The following is a 17,515-nucleotide window of genomic DNA, read 5'->3' as shown; positions in this document are numbered from 1 at the left end:
TGCGTCCGTGTCCGTTCGCCCCCTCTCACCAGATTGACAGACGCCGAGACGCGGCGCCGACACGAAGGCGCGACTTTTTTAACGAGGGAGGCGCGCCGGGCGGCGCCGACGCTCAGCTCAGCAGAACGACGCCGCCCGGCAGCGTCCTGACCGCGAGGCCGAAGACCGCCTGCAGCCGGGGCACGACTTCCTCGATCCGGTCGACATGGAACGTCGCCAGCACGGTTTGCCGGCCGAGCGCTTTGTTCAAGAGGATGATGCGGCCCGATCGATAGCGATTGATCTCCTCGATCACATGCGCGAGCGGATCGTTGCGAAACATCAGCAGCCCCCGCTGCCAGGCCGTCACCGTCTCGAGATCGGCGACGCTCGCCTCGCCGAGGCCCCGCGCCGTATAGGTGAGCTGCCGATTGGCGGTCAGTTTCGCGACCCGGCCCAGATGCTCGACCTCGACGCTTCCGGCCACGCAGGCGACGCATACCGCGACGCCGGTGTTGCGGATATTGAAACGGGCGTCGGTCGAGATGGTGCGGCCCCCCTCCGCGACGACGACGAAGGATTTTTGCCCTCGCGGAGCGGTTGTTATCACCGCTTCGCCGGCAATCAGCTCGATCTCCTCCACCCCGTTCTCCGCCGAGCGCGGAGAGAGCAAGGCGATGCTGGTTCGCGTGTTGAGCTGCGCCGAAGCGCCGCCTTCGAAGGCGACAGCTCGCCGCTGGCCGGCGCCGGTGCGGAAGTCGGCCGTCATCTCCGCCAGCGACAGGCGTATCTGCGGACCGAGGACCGCATAGCCGGCGGCCGAGGCCGCGAGCGCGCCGCCGAGCACCGCTCGCCGGCCGATCAGGCGGCCTTCGGTCGCGGAGCTCGCCCGCCGCGCCTTCGACTCGACGGCCGCCGGGCGCAGCCCGTCCCAGAGGCGATTGGCCTCGGCGAAGGCGAGACGATGCGCGGGACTGGTCCGCCGCCAGCGATCGAGCGCCTCGGCGTCCGCGGTCGTCGCCTCGCCGGAGGTCAACCGCACCACCCAGTCGCGCGCCTCGCGGCGTATCGCGTCCTGTTCCGCTAGCGCGCTATCCGATCCGATTGGATCGGATAGCGCTCCGACATTCTTCCGTTCGAGCGAATTCTGATCGATCGAACGATCCCGTTCGATCGGAAAGCGCTCTAAGGGTTTCCGGGGCTCGGTCATCGTCGGCGATGTCTCGGCATGGGGCGCGCTCGGCATGGGGCGCGCTGTCGCTCTCGCGGCGACAGCCGCCTATTCCTTAGACGGTTCTCGGGGCGGCGCCCCGAAACGCGCGGGCATTCCTCTCCCGAGCCGCTCGCTGCAATGCTCGAGCGCCAGCTTGAGCTCGCGCTCGACGAGCCGGGTGGACACGCCGTGACGCTCGGCGATGATCTTATGCGGCAATTCGTCGAGCCGCGCAGCCAGGAAAATGGCCCGCCGCCGCTGCGGCAATTCGTCGAGCGCATCGGCGAGAGCGGCGATCTCCGCGCGCGAGGCGATGATGCGTTCGGGATCGAGCTCGTCGTCGTCGGCGTGGCGCAGCGCCTCGACCTCCGACAAGGCCAGCCGTCGGCGTTCGGCCACGCGATGGTCGGCCGCTATATTGAGGGCGACCCGGAACAGATAGGCGTCCGGCCGCTGCAGCGCTCCCACATAGCCGGGGCGCTGCAGACGCAGCCACGTCTCCTGCAGCGCCTCGGCGGCGAGCTCGGTCGCGCCCAGCCGACGCGCGAGGCGCGCCTTCAAATCGCTATAGCGATCGACGAGAATTGCGCTCAGCGCCATCCAGCTGACCTCGGTCACGGAGTCGCCCGCCCCGCGCACTCGGCCGTTTCGCGCCGCCTCGGCAAAATCAGCATGGTGGTCGGCTGGATCAGATCGGCCGGCGGCGCTTCGCCCACTTCGACGCGGCGGAGCGCCGCGGTCAGAAGGGCGTCGCGGCCGCCGTCGCCTGTCGTTCCCAGCAGAGCCACCTGCGTCACCGCGCCGGAGCGCCCGACCCAAAGACGCGCCGCGAGCCGATAATCTCCCGGACGGGTCTCGCGCATACGACACAGCGCGCTCGTCACGGCCGCCTGCAACGCCGACGAATAATCGGGATAAAGCGGCGCGACAAATACGGTCGGGGGCGGCGCGACGGCGTTCGCCGAGGCCAGAGTGACGGCGTTCGCGCCGATGGCCCGGGCGCTGAGCCCGGTGCCCGAGAGCAAGGCGCGCAAGGCGTCGGTCGGGACATATGTCCCAGCGACCCGGGCCGATTGCCGACGCTCCACCATATCGCTCCGAACGAGGACCTCGATCCCCGTCGCCGCGCTGTAGGCGTAGAGCGCGTCCGAAAGAGCCTCGGCCGGTATGTCGAAACGCGCGGGCAGTTCCTCCGCCGCTGTCCAACTCCCGGCGCCGACAAAGCCGACGATGGCGACGACGCGAGGAACCATTCCGACCGACACGGTGATCAAACGCTACGCCCCTCGACGTCACAAGAGTATCATGAGTGGCCGAAGGTTAGACAAGAATTATTGCAATCTCGTGTCATGCCGTGAGCGGGCTCCGATGTCGCCGGCGGGTTCCTCGGCTCAGGCGCCGACGGCGGATGCAGCGCAAATTTTGCTTATAGCCGCGACGAGCGTTTTCCGAGCGAAAAGACCCGACCGGATCGAGATCGTGTGGTGGGACGGGTCGGGTCTTTGTCTGTTCGCCGAGCGCCTGGAGCATTCGTATTTCTGTTGGCCGACAGCGGGGAGCCCTGGACAATCGGGTGAAGAATAATATCCCCGACCCTCGTCCTGAGGGGCCGCCGAAGGCGGCGTCTCGAAGGACGGCCGTGCGGCGAAATCTTTAGGTTTCTTCCCGTTGCCGTCCTTCGAGACGCCCGCTTCGCGGGCTCCTTGGGACGAGGGTGATGGGCCTGTCGTTCTTCACCCGATCGCCCTGCCCCGTCCGCCTTTGCCCAGCAGACCCTCGAACAAATCGCCGACCGATGGCCCGACAAGGACATGGAGGCGCTCATGCCCTAGAATTTCAAGCCCATCGAGTGAGTGGATTCTGTCAATGACGAGTCTCACAATGAGCATTTCGCAACCTGAGGAATGCGTTCTGACTTTGCCGCCGTTTCCCGTCTTCCGATTCGTTTTTTGGCTTGCCTGAGGCTCACTCGCCGGCTTACTGATGAAGAAAAGCGGCATAGCCATTCGTATATAGAGTTGTTACGCCATGTGTCTCGTCTTTTGGGCCGTTCCCGGCCTCCTCGGCTTCACGCCGTTCGTCCGCGCCACAGTCGCCGCGCCATGAATGTCGCCGCGGGAGCGGACGCCAGCGCGCGAATCGTCGATTCCGGACTGCAGGCGCTATGCGGCGTCGCCGCCTATTACCGAATCGTGGCGGATCCGGCGCATATTCGCAGAGAACTCGCGCTGCGCGACGGACCAGTGAGTTCTCAGGATATCGTGCGCGCCGCGCTTCTGATCGGCCTCAAGGCCCGCATCGTCGCCGATCCGGACGCGGATCGCGTCGGCGCCTTGCCGGCTCCGTCGATCCTCCGCATGCGCGACGGCTTGTTCCAGGTGCTCGGCGGAAGGCTCCCGTCCGGCAATTATCGGCTGGTCGATCCGATCACGCGGGCGGATCGCGAGCTGCCGCTCGAGCGCCTCGTCGAGGAGATGGGCGGCGAAGCGATCCTCATCTCGCGCAAGCTCGGCGGCGCCGGCGTCGATCCGCAGACATTCGGCTTCAAATGGTTCCTGCCGTCGATCTGGCGCTACCGGCGCGCGCTCGCGCATGTGATCGCCGCCTCCTTCATCGTGCAGATCTTCGCGCTCGTGACGCCGCTGTTCTTCCAGGTGGTGATCGACAAGGTGCTCAGCCACAAGGGCTATGACACGCTGTTCGTCCTCGTCGGCGGCCTCGCCGTCATCGGCCTGTTCGACGTCGTTCTGCAATATCTGCGCACCTATGCGCTGTCGCACACGACCAACAGGATCGACGTGGAGCTCGGGCGGCGGCTGTTCTTTCATCTCTTCCGCCTGCCGATGAGCTATTTCGAAACCCGTCCGGCCGGACAGACGGTCGCGCGCGTTCGCGAGCTCGAGACCATCCGCTCCTTCCTCACCGGCCAGGGGCTGTTCTCGGCGCTCGACATCTTCTTCACCATCGTCTTCATCATCGTCCTCTTCGCCTATTCGTGGAAGCTGACGCTGATCGTGCTGCTCTCGATCCCGCTCTATCTGCTCATCGCGCAATTGGTCCGCCCGGCGCTTCGCGAGCTGATCAAGGAGAAGTTCAACCGCGGGGCCGAAAGCCAGCAGATGCTGGTCGAGTCGATCGTCGGCGTGCAGACCATAAAGGCGGCGGCCGTCGAGCCGACCATGCAGGCGCAATGGGAGGAGAAGCTCGCAGCTTATGTCTCCTGCTCCTTTGACGCGGGATTGGTCGGCGCGGGCGGGCAGAGCGCGATCCAATATGTGAGCAAGCTGACCAATGCGGCCCTGCTGCTGTTCGGCGCCAAGGCGGTGATCGACGGCGAGCTGTCGGTCGGAGAGCTCGTCGCCTTCAACATGATCTCGGGACAGGTGGCGCAGCCGATCCTGCGGCTGTCGCAGATCTGGCAGGATTTCCAGCAGGTGCAGATCTCCATCGACCGGCTCGGCGACATTCTCAACATGCCGACCGAGCCGCTGAATGTCGCGCATGGCCATCTGCCGCGGGCCAAGGGCGCGATCGAGCTGCGCAATGTCTCCTTCCGCTATCGTCCCGGCGCGCCGGAGGTGTTGAAGAATATTTCGCTGTCGATCCGGCCGGGCGAGGTCGTCGGCGTCGTCGGCCGCTCGGGGTCGGGAAAATCGACGCTCACCAAGCTCATTCAGCGCTTCTATCTGCCCGAACAGGGACAGGTGCTGGTCGATGGCGTCGATCTCTCGCAGGTGAGCCCGGCTTGGCTGCGCGCGCAGATCGGCGTCGTGCTGCAGGAAAATCTTCTTTTCAACCGCTCGATCCACGACAATATCGCGCTCTCCAACCCCGCGATGTCGCGCGCTCAGGCGATGGGCGTGGCGCGGCTCGCCGGCGCCGACGAATTCGTCGGCAAGCTGCCGCGCGGCTATGACACGGTGATCGAGGAGCGCGGCGCCAATCTCTCGGGCGGGCAGCGGCAGCGCATCGCCATCGCCCGCGCGCTCGCCATGAATCCGCCGATCCTGATTTTCGACGAGGCGACCAGCGCGCTCGATTACGAAAGCGAGCGCGTGATCCAGAAGAATATGCTCGAAATCGTCAAGGGCCGCACCGTCATCATCATCGCCCATCGGCTTCAGGCGGTGCGTCCCTGCAGCAAGATCATCGGCATGCACGAGGGGCGGATCGTCGAGGTCGGAACGCATGACGAGCTGCTCGCCGGGAAGGGGATTTATGCGCATCTCTGGGCGTTGCAGAACGATCTGACGAGGACGTGATGACGATCTGGCGTCGCTTCGCCGACAAGCAGAGAGACATGGTTCGACAGCGCATGACGCGCTCCGACCAGGAGTTCCTGCCGGCGGCGCTCGCCATTCTGGAAACGCCGCCCTCGCCGATCCAGATCGGCCTGTTGTGGAGCATATGCCTGCTGGCGGTCTTCGCGATCGGCTGGAGCTATTTCGGAGAGATCGACATATTGGCGACAGCCCAAGGAAAGATCCAGCCGTCCGGCCGCGTGAAGACCGTGCAGCCTCTGGAGATCGGCAAGGTCGCCGCCGTTCATGTGGAGAACGGACGACATGTCGCTGCCGGAGACATTCTGATCGAGCTCGATCCGACCGAGGCCGTCGCGGATGAAGCCTCGTCCAAGGCGGCGCTCGCCGCCTTCCGCGCCGAATGGCTGCGGCGCAAAATCGCCATCGCCGCGGCCGAGCGGCGAGAGGTCGCGCCGGCGCAGAAGATCGATTGGCCGGAGGATATTCCGCTCGACACGCGTCGCCGCGAGCAGAGAGTCCTCGACGGCGATTTGGCGCAATTGCGATCCTCGGCGCAGAGCTTCGAGGCGCAGATCGTCGAGAAGCGCGCCGAAGAAAAGCGCCTCGACAACACGATCGCCGCGCAGGAAGTTCTCATCGAGACGCTGAAGAAGCGCGTCGAGATGCGCGCCGCGCTGGTCACGCGCAAGGCGATCGCGCCGGCGAGCCTGCTCGACGCTCAGGAGACGCTGCAGAACCAGCAGACGGCGCTGGCGACGCAGAAGGGCCAGCTCGTCGAGGCCAGCGCCAATGTCGATGTTCTCGCCAAGGAGCGCGAGAAGGCGTTCGAAAGCTTCATCGCCGATAATGCGCAGAAATTCGCCGAGGCCGGGCGCCAGATCGACGATCTCGAGCAGAAGGCGTCGAAGGCCCATGCGCGGACCGGCCATATGACGCTCGTCAGCCCGATCGCCGGCACGATTCTCGGACTCTCCATCACCTCGAAGCATCAGGTCGTTTCGCCGGGCGAGGAGCTCATGCGCATCGTCCCGGACGACGCCGGCCTCGAGATCGAATGCTATGCGGAGAACAAGGACGTCGGCTTCATCCAAGCGGGTCAAAAGGCGGTGATCAAGATCGAGTCTTTTCCTTTCACTCGCTACGGATCTCTCGACGGCGCCGTCACGCGCGTGGCGCGCGACGCCATTCCGGAGCCGGACGCGCAGATCGCCGAAGCCAATCCGGCCAAGTCGCAGAAGGCGAGCTATTTCGGCGGCGCGCAGCGCGTGCAGAATCTGGTGTTTCCGGTGACCGTGGCGCCCGAGCGGCGGTTCATGACCGTGGACGGCGTCGATGTTCCCCTCTCGCCGGGAATGTCCGTGGCGGTCGAGATCAGGACCGGCAAGCGGCGGATTCTCGAATATTTGTTTTCGCCGCTGGTCGAGACCGCGTCGCGAGCATTGCGTGAAAGATGAGAAGGCGGCATGGAGCCCGATGGCTCCTCGTCGAGAGCGTCCAAGAGTCGAGAGCGTTGCGTGATGGCGTTTCGAAAATCGCACCGATGCGCGGCGTCGGCGGCCCCTCCACGTGAGGCTCCGTTCGGGCGAGCTCTCTTGCTCGGCGCGGCTCTGCTGGCCTCGCTCCATGGCCGCGCGACGCGGGCGGAAACCATGGGGTCGGCGCTGGCCAAGGCCTATGTCGGCAATCCGGACCTCAACCAACAGCGGGCCAATGTCTGGGCGCGTGACGAGGATGTCGCCAAGGCGGCGGGAGGCATGCGGCCGAAGCTCAACGCCTCCGTCAACGGCGGTCCGCAATTCAACCGGCTGCGCCAGCCGGCCGGCCGCAATGGTTTCAACGAGCGGCTCTACGTCACCGAGCAGATCATCGGCGAGCCGCGCGCCGCCGGCTTCGTGCTGTCGCAGCCGCTGTTCGACGGATGGCGCACGGATAATTCCGTCCGTCAGGCCGAGTCGGGCGTTTTCGCCGCGCGAGCGACGATGCGGCTCACGGAACAGACGACGCTCCAGAACGCCGCGACCGCCTATATGAATGTGTTGCGCGACACGGCCGTTCTCGGCCTGCGCAAGAACAATATCGCTGTCCTGAAAGAGCAATTGCGGGTGACGCGGCATCGGCAGGAGCTCGGCGAGCTCAGCCTCACCGATGTCGCGCAAGCGCAGGCGGCGCTCGCCCATGCGGAGATGGAGGCGAATTCGGCCGAGGCGACGCTCGCGACCAGCGCCGCCAATTTCCGTCAGGTGGTCGGCGTCGAGCCGCAGCATTTGGAGCCGGCGGCGACGATCGAGCATTTGTTGCCGAAGTCCTCTGGCGAGGCGATCGGCATCGCGCTCGCAGAGCATCCGAGCGTCGTCGCGGCGCGACACCAGGTCGACGCCGCCGAGTCGGCGGTGAAAGTCGGCGAAGGCGCGCTGCTCCCCACCGTGTCGGCGAATCTGCAGGTCAATCAACAATATGAATCCTATTTCGGCATTCCGGGCACGCGGCAGCTCACCGCGCAGGTGAGCGGCGCGCTCAACGTGCCGATCTACCAGGGCGGCGTCGAATATGCGTCGGTCCGCCAGGCCAAGGCGCAATTGAGCCAGGCGCGCTTCAACGCCGACCTGCAGCGCGACGCGGCGCGCGCCGCCGTCGTATCGAGCTTCAGCCAGCTGAAGATGGCGATCGGCTCGATTGCCGCGGGGCGGGTGGCGGTGAAAGCGGCGGAAGTGGCGCTGAAGGGCGTGCGCGACGAGGCGCAGCTGGGGCAGCGCACGACGCTCGACGTGCTGAACGCCCAGCAGGCGCTGCTCAACGCGCGCGTCGATCTGGTGAGCGCGCAACGCGACCGCATCGTCGCCGCCTACGCGTCGCTCGCCGCGGTCGGCCGCCTCTCGGCCGAGCAGCTGCGGCTGGAAACGACGATCTACGATGCGGCGTCCCATCTCGAGAAGGCCCGCGGCAAATGGTTCGGGCTGGACGGACCGGGAGACAACTAGAGCGTTATCCGATCCGAACGGATCGGATAACGCTCTAGGATTCTTTAGTTTGAGCGAATTCTGATCGATCGAACGATTCCGTTCGATCGGAAAGCGCTCTAGTGGCGCGCTTCAGCCGATTTGACCGGGGGGAAGGGCGAGCCTGAGGGCTCGCGGTCCAAGCGCGGCCCCTGGACTGCGGGCCCGAGAGGCTCGCTCTCGAAGCCCATCAAATTCGATGAAGCGGGGCACTAGCGTGACGCGCGTTCACCGATTTCGGTGACGAACGCCGTTCCGGATCATGTCGGGCTCTATTGTCGATTGTCGGCGTTTCTCGAGCGCGTGTCGTCGACGACACGCGCTCGAGAGTTTCAAGACCATCAAACAAATCTCGGAGCGATCGTGTCCGCAGCGATGGCCGCGATCGTCGTCGACTCCAAGCTGTTGCGCTGTTCTCGGGAGCCGCGGAAACGTGACGCTCCACGACCTCCGACACCGCTCAAAAAACATCGTTTCCTCCGCCTCCAGAGAGGAGGTTGGCGAGATCGTCGCCGCTCAGCACGTCGTCGCCCGAGCCGCTGTAGACGTTCTCGATATTACGGATCGTGTCCTCGGCGACGCCGTCGACCGGGGCGACCGTATTGGCCGACCCCTTCAGCGTCAGCACGACCGACTCGAATTTATTGCTGTAATCGAGCGCATCCACGCCCGCGCCGCCATCCAGCGTGTCGGCGCCGCTCGCCTGGGTGAGCGTGACGGCGGCGTCGGCGCCGATGGCGAGCGTGGTGTCGAAGCCGTCATGCGTGGAGCGAACGGTGAGGCCGTCGGACGCCGCGCTCACGATAGAGCCGGGCGTGAACGAGGCGGCTGCCGTACTCCGACGAGGATCGAGCCGCTGTTGCCGGTGGAGCCCAAGTCGATCGCTCGGGGCACCAAGTCGATCGCTCGGGACACGCCGTAGACATCGGTCGACGTGAGCAGGCGAACGCCGCCCCCGTTGCCGTCGAGGACGATGCCGGACAATGCGTCTTGGGCGAGCAAGACCAAAGAGCGGCCTGTCACAGGATTGCTGTCATCGCCCGAGAACCTCCGGGACTGGCCGACTTTGTCGAGGATGATTTTGCCCGCGACATAGGGCTCTTCGACGCTCAGATAGAGGGCGTTGCTGCCGGCGGTCGCTATCGCGACAACACACTCGCTTGTCTTATCGCCTCTGACAATTGCGGATCACGACCTTCACTGTAGAGCTTATCCCATGCCACGGGTACCGTTGGAGTGACGCCATGGCCTTCGAGGCGTTGGCCATCTACTTTGATGTCCATGACTGCGAGATAGAGTAATGATTTGTCGTTGAGCAAAAAGAGTGTTCCGCCCAAGACGGCGCCTTCGGTCTTGGAGCCCACGAGTGGGACTCCTGCTTTCTTCAAGGTGTAAGCAAACAGCTCCATTCCGCTCCGCGTGCCGCCGTCTATTATGCCAACGACAGGCTTTCGGTATCGAAAGTTATTGACGATCGAATCTGTTCTGCCGATCATTTCGATCTGAGGACTCGCGCCGACAAAGATCTCTGCCGCTTGTGGCGGGCTCCCTCCATGGCGGCACCGGAGATCGACAACCAACGCCGACGCCCGATTCAATGGTTCCGTCGAAAGAAGAGACTGCAGAGCCTTTTGGGACTCTGGGGTGGAGTGCGTCCAGAGCCGCACGTATCCGATCTCCGTCCCGTCGACCTTGAACGTCTTCACACTGCTCTTGATCGAAGCGTCTTGAAGCGCATTTGGACGAAAGCGGTTCACCTTGACGCGCACCTCATGCGTCGGTCCTCGGAGACTCGATCTTATCGTCACGGTGGCAGTCGTTCCCCCTCTTCCCACGAACGAATGGATCGGATGAAACGGTTGTCCGTCGGCGCTGACCAATAGATCGCCGACCTTAAAATCCGCCTCTCGCGCCGGCCCTGCATCGTAGACATCCGACACATGCCACCCGTCGCCCGACCGGACGGTAGCGATGCCGATCCCGTCGTAGAACGGCGTCCCATCGGGTGGAAAAATCTCCTTCAGCACGGCGTCGTTGCGCTTGCGTAGAATGGGAAGAAATATATCGATCAGTTCGTAGTAGTCCAAGTCGGCGCCCGTATAGAGCGCCGTGTGAGATGCGCGCAACGCCGCCAAACCGCGGCGAACCGCTTCGATGTCAGATTCAGTCTTGGCGGCAACTTCCGCGCCAAATCGTTTGGCGCGGTCGGGATCATAGAACTGATCCTCGACCAGCTTCTTCACCTCTTCAGCCAGACTCGGCGCCGACGGCGATCGAGCGATGTCATTGGCAAGAACCGGAGCACTCATGACGGAAACCATCGCGCTGAGAAGAACGTGACGACGAGACGGATCCATGGTGGAATCCTCGTGTGGCTGCCTTCGATTGGCCCGCCTGCGATCTCTTGAAGGCCGACATTTGTATTTTTTTTCGAGAATGCGAGAGCGACTATATCATCGCGGTGTCCCTTTCCAAGTGAAACTGAATGCGGAGCCATCGCTGCTTCGACACCGCGTCCAACTTCTTGAACGAGCACGTCCAAGCACTGCGGTTACGCGGCCATATCGTTCCCTGAGCTAAATTGTCGCAGCAGCCGTCGAACGAATTCGTCTGATCGTTCATCATCGTCCCGAGAAACGCGATGTCGCAGGACTCCGCCGACCAATAGCGACGGCGTCTTGCGAGCTTGCGACCCTTTACCGGAGGCTCGATATAGATGCCCGTCCCTCGCGGCTTGGTGGCCAGAGATGCGCCTCCATTCGCTCACGCTGCGTTCGATCGCGAGACATAACGCCGGGTTGACGGATATGACTCTCAGCGCTAACGATCACCTGCACTTCCCTGCTCGCGTCGTCACGAGGAGGAGGAGGGGAGGAGCGCAACACAGAAACTCGGCATAGCGCCGAGGCTGCTCCGCCGTGAGCGCGCCGCAAGCTATCTCGACATGTCGCCCGTGACCTTCGACAAGCTGGTCAAGGATGGCGTCGTTCCAGCGCCGAAGAAGCTGTATTCCTTCAAGGTATGGGATCGGAACGAACTCGACACATTCGCCGATCATCTTCCGCATGACGGCGCCGCCGCGCCCGACGACAGTTGGAGCGATTGAGCATGTCGCGCAAGCGCCCGCCCCATGTTGAAGCCTGGACGGATCGGCATGGTAAACTGTGAATATACTTCCGGCGTGGCAAGGGGGCGCGCGAAGGGATCATCACGAAGATTTTGCAGCCCTACGCCGATCGGCCGGGCCAGCGGCTCGCCATTTTGAAGATGCTCCGGGTGCTGATCCGCCACGCTATCGATATCGGCTGGCTGAAGCATGACCCGTCGCTCGGGATCAAGCGGCCGAAGACGCACGAAATTCGGTCCTGGTCCGAGCATGAAATCAAGCAATTCGAAAAGCGCTGGCCGGTCGGCACGCGCGAGCGCCTTGCCTTCGCGGTGATGCTCTTTACCGGGCAGCGCCGCTCGGACGTGCATCGAATGACCTGGGGCGATGTGACGGGCGATACGATCCGATTGACGCAGCAAAAGACAGGCGCGCGCCTCGTCATACCGCTTCACCGCGATCTGCGGGCCATCCTCGCCGTTGCGGCGCGAGAGCATGTCACGATCTTGAACACAGCGTTCGGCAAGCCCTTCACCGTCGACGGCTTTTCCGGCTTCATGCGAGACGCAATCGCCGAGGCGGGGCTCCCGCTCGAATGCCGGCCGCATGGCCTGCGCAAGGCCGCGGGCCGGCGCCTCGCCGAGGCCGGCTGTTCGGCGCGCGAAATCATGGCGATCCTCGGCCACAAGACGCTCGCCGAAGCGGAGCGCTATACGCGCGACGCGGATCAAGAGCGGCTGGCCGAGGCGGCAATACTGAGATTGGAGGCGGGGCGGGAAGGGAACAAATCGCCCAAACCGGGATCGAAAAGTTTGGGAAAACAGGGAAAAACGAAGGGAAATTCAATATGATGCGCGAGGCAATGGCGCGCCGGTCGGGACAAAGATGCGAACGCCTATCAGATTGAAGTTAAATTTGTAACTTGATGAGGCCTGGGATTCCCGCGCCATCCTGCGACGGCCTTCAACCTCTGAACTTTTTTCTGCCGAAGATTACCTGTCAGGTAATTGATGAACTCCATCAGGCAGGTAAACTTACGCAAACTCGTGCTCTTGAGCCTTTTATCGCCCGGAACCGATATTGGCTGTGATTCCAAAGGGTAGACCGCAATGGCCGATCCACAAATCATCGTTACCGATCAAGCAAACTTCTTTCGTGTTCACCGCTCCGCGTATGTTCTGCAAGATATTTATCGCAGTGAGCTCGAGAATATTTTCGATAGATGCTGGCTTTATGCGGGACACGTCAGCGAGCTTCGCGCGCCGGGGGACTTTCTTCGCCGCAACGTGGGCGGACGAAACCTCATTCTGACCAAGACAACTTTCGGAGAGCTAAACGTCTTGTTGAACGCTTGCGCCCATCGAGGGACGATCGTGTGTCAGGAGGCGAGAGGCAACGCCCAGAGCTTTTCCTGCCCATATCACGGCTGGACGTATGATCTGAACGGCCGACTGGTCGGTCTGCCGGGAGGATCGGCATATGGTCGGGAGGCTCGCAACGACTCGAATCTCAGCCTAAATCCGATCCATCATTCAACCTATCGAGGCCTCATTTTCATTTCTTACGTCGCCCCCGAGCAGGACCTCGAGGATTACCTCGGCGAAGCAAAGGCGTATATCGACTTGATTTGCGCGCAGTCGGAATCGGAGTTGGAAATCATTCCGGGCGAATTCAATCACTCGATACGCGCGAACTGGAAGCTCCTCGCGGAAAATGGCGTGGACGCATACCATCTTCCTTTTACGCACAAACGTTTCCTCGAATACATCGATACGTTGGGCGGCGAGCCCAGTTCGCATAAGCGAATAGGAAAAGGACTTCCGCTCAGCGGAGGCCACTCGGTCATTATCAGCGGTCCACCGTCCACCGGCCGTCCAATCGCTTATTGGAGCCCGCTCTTTCCAGAGTGGATGAAGGACGAAATCAATCGAAGATTTCGTGCGCTGGTGACGAAGTACGGCAAGAATAGAGCAGAAGAAATCGCTCATGCCAACAAGAGCTTGTTCATTTTCCCCAACCTCGTGATCAACGACATTCTCGGATTGAACGTCAGGACGTTCTTTCCAACCTCGTTCGACGCCGTGGACGTCACCGTATGGGGCGCGGGCTTCTCTGATGAGACCGAGGAGGAGAGGGCAGCGCGAATCAACGGGCTTATCTCTTTCATCGGACCGGGCGGGTTCGGCACGCCTGACGATGTCGAACTCCTCGAGTCGTGTCAGCGCGCCTACGCCCATGCCGGCATTGGCTACAATGATTTCTCGCGCGGCATGAGTCCAGGCACGCAACACCATACCGACGAGGAGCAAAACCGCGCTTTTTGGCGTGAATGGAGCAGGCGGATAGGCGCCGAACGGACGCGCGCTGGTTCATCCGAGTCTGTTCGTTCGGTAAGCACGGAGAGACTATAAACTTCTCGCTTAACCCGAAAAATTCTAGTTCGTGAATCGCCTCGCAGACATCGAGAGCGCGACCGCGACTGACTTTATTCTCCGACAACGGCGAACGGTGACGATCATGTGCGGAATAGTAGGCTGGATAGACTGGCGCCGCGATCTTCGGGAAGAGCGATCGACGATCGCCGCCATGATCCGCTCAATGGCGCTACGAGGACCGGACGCCGAGGGCAGCTGGGTGTCGCGACATGCTTTTATCGGTCATCGTCGATTGTCGATCATCGATTTGGAATTCGGACGGCAGCCGATGTCGACCGTCGCCGTAGATCCTTTTATCCTCAGCTATGCCGGAGAAGTCTACAACTTCGTAGAACTCCGTCAGGAGCTCGCGAGAGCGGGGCATGAATTCCGGACGCGCTCGGATACCGAGGTTGTGCTTCGCTCATTCCTGGAATGGGGAAGGGAGTCCTTCGTCAGATTGCGGGGAATGTATGGATTCGCGATTTGGGACAGTGGACGCGACGAGTTGTGGCTCGTTCGGGATCGGTTCGGAATAAAGCCACTTTATTATCTGCCGACCAGTTCTGGGGTGATCTTTGGTTCCGAGCCGAAGGCGATCTTCGCAAATCCAACGGTCAAGCCCGAATTGGATGCCACTGGCATCGCGGAACTCTTCGCCCTCAGCACAGCCCCGACTCCCGGGCACGGCGTTTATAAAGGCCTTTATCAAGTCAAACCTGGAGAGGCCATCCGAGTATCGAGACGCGGGGTGGAATCTCACAACTATTGGTCGCTCGCGGCGACCGAGCATCGCGACAGCTTGGAGGATTCCGTCGATCATGTCCGGCGGTTGCTGGAAGAAATAGTCGAACAGCAGATGGTTTCCGACGTGCCACTCGGCGGACTTCTCTCAGGAGGCCTCGACTCCAGCGCCATCGCCGCCTTCGCCGCTCGGACCGCGCAACGCCGAGGAGAGAAGCTACCGACATTCTCTGTGGATTTTCCTGATGGGCAGGCGGAGTTCATCCCATCGGCCTGGCAGGATAGTTGGGACGAACCATTCGCGCTGGAAGTTTCCCGGCACGTCGGCACTGATCACCGAACGATCCTGGTTACTCCGGAATCTGCTCTCACACATGAAAATGCTGTCCTTCATTCCCGTGATCTGCCGGGCTGGGGCGAGCTGGATACATCGCTTTATTTTTTGTTCAAGCAGGTTCGGCAGCACACGACGGTGGCGCTCTCGGGCGAGTCCGCAGATGAGGTTTTCGGAGGCTACCCATTTTTTCATAATAGAGACGCACTAGCATATTCCGGCTTTCCTTGGTTGCTCGACAAGAGCAGTCCCTGGACCCTGTTCAGGGCGGAAGTGGAGAGCGCGATACGGCCGGCGGACTATGTGGAAAGTCGCTATCGCGAGGCGCTGGAGGAAGTTCCCACAATCGAGGACGAGAACGAAATAGACAAGAGGATGCGGGAAGTATCCTATCTGGCGTTGACGCGATGGCTGCCCGCCATGCTCGACCGAAAAGACCGCATGAGCATGGCCACCGGTCTCGAAGTCCGAGTTCCCTTTTGCGATCACCATCTCGTGGATTATGTCTGGAACTTGCCGTGGCGATACAAAAATGAAGGTGGAGAGGGAAAGTCTCTGCTGCGGCGCGCTGTCGCGGACCTACTGCCGCAATCAGTCCTTAGACGACGAAAAAGCGGCTTTCCAAGCAATCCAAATCGCCAATATTTGGCGAGCCTGCGTCAACGAACGCTGGAGCTTCTCTCTACCCCCGGCGCGCCTGTCTTCGAACTCGTCGACCCTGCAAAAGTGGCCGAGTTGCTGGAACAAGGGCGTCCCCTGCCAAGCCCGCGCGCATCCGCGAGCCCTACGGCGGGAATGTCCTATCTTCTCAACCTGGACAGCTGGCTTCGACAATACAACGTCGACATCTCCTACCATTGAGGAATGAGCACGAAAATATAACGCAATCGCAGATTATGCAGTTTGCAATAGCATGGAGTAAGCCCATGACCAGCATGCTCGTCGCGCGCGAGGGATATCAGCCCGCTCCGATTCCGACACCCCCTGCCGAGCTGACATCACGTATCACATCGTTTCTTTTCTTCGAATCGGCTCTGCTCGACGATTGGGATCTGAATGAATGGTTGTCTTTGTTTGACGACGAGGGACGCTATCAGGTCTTGCCGTTGCAGTATCTTGAGAGCAGCAACCCAAAAAACAGCCTCTATTTGGTGTCCGACGACAATACGCGGCTCGAGACGCGGATTCGGCATTTGCTTGAAAAAAGCGCTCTGGCCGAAGTTCCACGATCGAGAACGCGCAGGATAATATCGAATATTCGCGTTCTGGAGCACAAATCCGGCATCGTCCGAGTCAAGGCGAATTTCGTCATCTATCAATTCAGGAACCTGCAATCGTGGGAGTTCGTCGGGGAGACGTCGTATAAACTGCGAGAGAGGCAAGGAGCATTGAAAATACTGGAAAGAATAACGCGGCTCGATCACGAGTCCATGGCGTCTCAGCGTCGCATCAGCATCATCGTCTGATGTGCTCTTATCGCGCGTCACCGGCCTCTCACGAGTTTACTCGCGCCAGGCATAGCGGCCACCGTTGGAGACAAGGTCGTGGAAGACGTACTCTTCCCTAATTTTCGGAAAGTCACGCTGGCGACATCCGGCGGCGAGATAGCCCTCGTGACCGGAGGCGGCGGACCACCCGTCCTTCTCCTGCATGGCTATCCGCAGACCCGAGCAGCTTGGCACAAAATCTCGCCGGCCCTCGCCGAGCGGTTCACAGTGGTGATTCCCGATCTGCGTGGTTACGGCGAATCTGCCGCGTCCGCGCCAAACCAATCCGATGCTTTCACCAAGCGGGCGCTCGCTCGCGACCAGAAGGAAATCATGGCGCAGCTGGGCTATCACAAATTTGCCGTCGTCGGTCATGATCGCGGCGCGCGTGTCGGATACCGCCTCGCGCTCGATAGCCCCGAATGCGTCGTCAGCTTGACGTCATTGAACGTCATTCCGACGATCGACGTCTGGGACCAAGTCAATACGGCCTTCGCATCCCGCGCCTATCATTGGTTTTTTCTAGCGCAGCCATTCGATCTTCCGGAAAAGCTTCTGGCGTCAGAACCGGATTATTTTCTCGACCGAACGCTGGTCGCGATGTCGAACGGCCGGGACATCTATCATCCCGAGGCTCTCGCCGCATATCGCACGGCGTTTCGCTCTTCGTCCGTCCGCCATGCGATGTGTGAGGACTATCGCGCCGCCTTGGGGCCGGACACCGCGGCCGATGCCGCCGACCGTGCAACCGATCGTCGAATAACGTGTCCGGTCTTGGTTCTGTGGCAGGATCGGCCCTATCCGGATGCATCCCGTCACCCGATCTCGATCTGGAGGAAATGGGTTTGCGGCGATGTTCGCGGGGCTCCGATCGAGGGCGCCAGTCACATGCTACCCGAAGATGCGCCCGACGCCGTTCTCGAACAGCTCCTGCCATTTCTCGAAGCGCATAACGGCGAAGAGCTACATCAGGCATAGAG

15 protein-coding genes are annotated in these 17,515 nt (G+C 61.8%); 10 read left to right on the top strand and 5 right to left on the bottom strand.

Annotation, left to right across the window (positions count from 1 at the left end):
- Positions 1 to 112 precede the first annotated feature (112 nt).
- From K3F48_RS14350 to K3F48_RS14340, 3 genes are all read right to left on the bottom strand, one after another.
- Positions 113 to 1,048, bottom strand: coding sequence for a DUF4880 domain-containing protein (locus tag K3F48_RS14350; RefSeq protein WP_370631428.1), 936 nt, complete (start codon positions 1,046 to 1,048; stop codon positions 113 to 115).
- A gap of 210 nt (positions 1,049 to 1,258) precedes the next feature.
- On the bottom strand, positions 1,259 to 1,810 hold the full coding sequence (locus K3F48_RS14345; RefSeq protein ID WP_370631427.1) for an RNA polymerase sigma factor: 552 nt from the start codon (positions 1,808 to 1,810) through the stop codon (positions 1,259 to 1,261).
- Entirely contained in the window at positions 1,807 to 2,466 is a 660-nt protein-coding gene (locus K3F48_RS14340; RefSeq protein WP_222576113.1) for an STN domain-containing protein, read from the bottom strand. The genes K3F48_RS14345 and K3F48_RS14340 overlap by 4 nt, the downstream gene beginning before the upstream one ends.
- On the opposite strand from K3F48_RS14340, the gene tnpB reads away from it, so the two are divergent.
- From tnpB to K3F48_RS14320, 4 genes are all read left to right on the top strand, one after another.
- Positions 2,360 to 2,776, top strand: a complete 417-nt coding sequence (tnpB, locus tag K3F48_RS24935; protein WP_370631426.1) for an IS66 family insertion sequence element accessory protein TnpB — start codon at positions 2,360 to 2,362, stop codon at positions 2,774 to 2,776. The genes K3F48_RS14340 and tnpB overlap by 107 nt on opposite strands.
- A gap of 518 nt (positions 2,777 to 3,294) precedes the next feature.
- Positions 3,295 to 5,454, top strand: coding sequence for a type I secretion system permease/ATPase (locus K3F48_RS14330; protein ID WP_222576111.1), 2,160 nt, complete (start codon positions 3,295 to 3,297; stop codon positions 5,452 to 5,454).
- The gene (locus K3F48_RS14325) at positions 5,454 to 6,908 is read left to right on the top strand and encodes an HlyD family type I secretion periplasmic adaptor subunit (RefSeq protein ID WP_222576110.1); all 1,455 of its coding nucleotides are present in this window, start codon (positions 5,454 to 5,456) and stop codon (positions 6,906 to 6,908) included. Before K3F48_RS14330 ends, K3F48_RS14325 begins: the two co-directional genes overlap by 1 nt.
- Before the next feature lie 138 nt (positions 6,909 to 7,046).
- On the top strand, positions 7,047 to 8,432 hold the full coding sequence (locus tag K3F48_RS14320; protein WP_255609048.1) for a TolC family outer membrane protein: 1,386 nt from the start codon (positions 7,047 to 7,049) through the stop codon (positions 8,430 to 8,432).
- Positions 8,433 to 8,910: 478 nt separating this feature from the next.
- Here K3F48_RS14320 and K3F48_RS24930 read toward each other — a convergent pair whose 3' ends face one another.
- Positions 8,911 to 9,252 carry a hypothetical protein gene (locus K3F48_RS24930; protein WP_370631425.1) on the bottom strand — a complete coding sequence of 114 codons (342 nt, stop codon included), beginning with the start codon at positions 9,250 to 9,252 and terminating at the stop codon, positions 8,911 to 8,913.
- Positions 9,253 to 9,589: 337 nt separating this feature from the next.
- Positions 9,590 to 10,807 (bottom strand): S41 family peptidase, encoded by a 1,218-nt coding sequence (locus tag K3F48_RS14310; RefSeq protein ID WP_222576109.1) that lies wholly within the window; start codon positions 10,805 to 10,807, stop codon positions 9,590 to 9,592.
- A 587-nt stretch (positions 10,808 to 11,394) separates the two neighbouring features.
- On the opposite strand from K3F48_RS14310, the gene K3F48_RS14305 reads away from it, so the two are divergent.
- From K3F48_RS14305 to K3F48_RS14280, 6 genes are all read left to right on the top strand, one after another.
- The gene (locus K3F48_RS14305; protein ID WP_255609045.1) at positions 11,395 to 11,556 is read left to right on the top strand and encodes a hypothetical protein; all 162 of its coding nucleotides are present in this window, start codon (positions 11,395 to 11,397) and stop codon (positions 11,554 to 11,556) included.
- Between the two features lie 113 nt (positions 11,557 to 11,669).
- Positions 11,670 to 12,407 (top strand): tyrosine-type recombinase/integrase, encoded by a 738-nt coding sequence (locus K3F48_RS14300; protein ID WP_255609043.1) that lies wholly within the window; start codon positions 11,670 to 11,672, stop codon positions 12,405 to 12,407.
- 258 nt (positions 12,408 to 12,665) lie between these two features.
- The gene (locus K3F48_RS14295) at positions 12,666 to 13,967 is read left to right on the top strand and encodes a Rieske 2Fe-2S domain-containing protein (RefSeq protein WP_222576108.1); all 1,302 of its coding nucleotides are present in this window, start codon (positions 12,666 to 12,668) and stop codon (positions 13,965 to 13,967) included.
- 31 nt (positions 13,968 to 13,998) lie between these two features.
- Complete coding sequence (gene asnB, locus K3F48_RS14290; RefSeq protein ID WP_222576107.1) at positions 13,999 to 15,909, top strand: asparagine synthase (glutamine-hydrolyzing); 1,911 nt, start codon at positions 13,999 to 14,001, stop codon at positions 15,907 to 15,909.
- 65 nt (positions 15,910 to 15,974) lie between these two features.
- Positions 15,975 to 16,514: an aromatic-ring-hydroxylating dioxygenase subunit beta gene (locus tag K3F48_RS14285; protein WP_222576106.1), complete on the top strand. Its 540-nt coding sequence runs from the start codon at positions 15,975 to 15,977 to the stop codon at positions 16,512 to 16,514.
- Positions 16,515 to 16,592: 78 nt separating this feature from the next.
- The gene (locus K3F48_RS14280) at positions 16,593 to 17,513 is read left to right on the top strand and encodes an alpha/beta fold hydrolase (RefSeq protein ID WP_222576105.1); all 921 of its coding nucleotides are present in this window, start codon (positions 16,593 to 16,595) and stop codon (positions 17,511 to 17,513) included.
- Positions 17,514 to 17,515: the final 2 nt, after the last annotated feature.

The sequence above is a fragment of the Methylosinus sp. Sm6 genome (assembly GCF_019802345.1).
GTDB lineage: Bacteria > Pseudomonadota > Alphaproteobacteria > Rhizobiales > Beijerinckiaceae > Methylosinus.
This window is presented reverse-complemented; position numbering and strand designations above follow the sequence as displayed.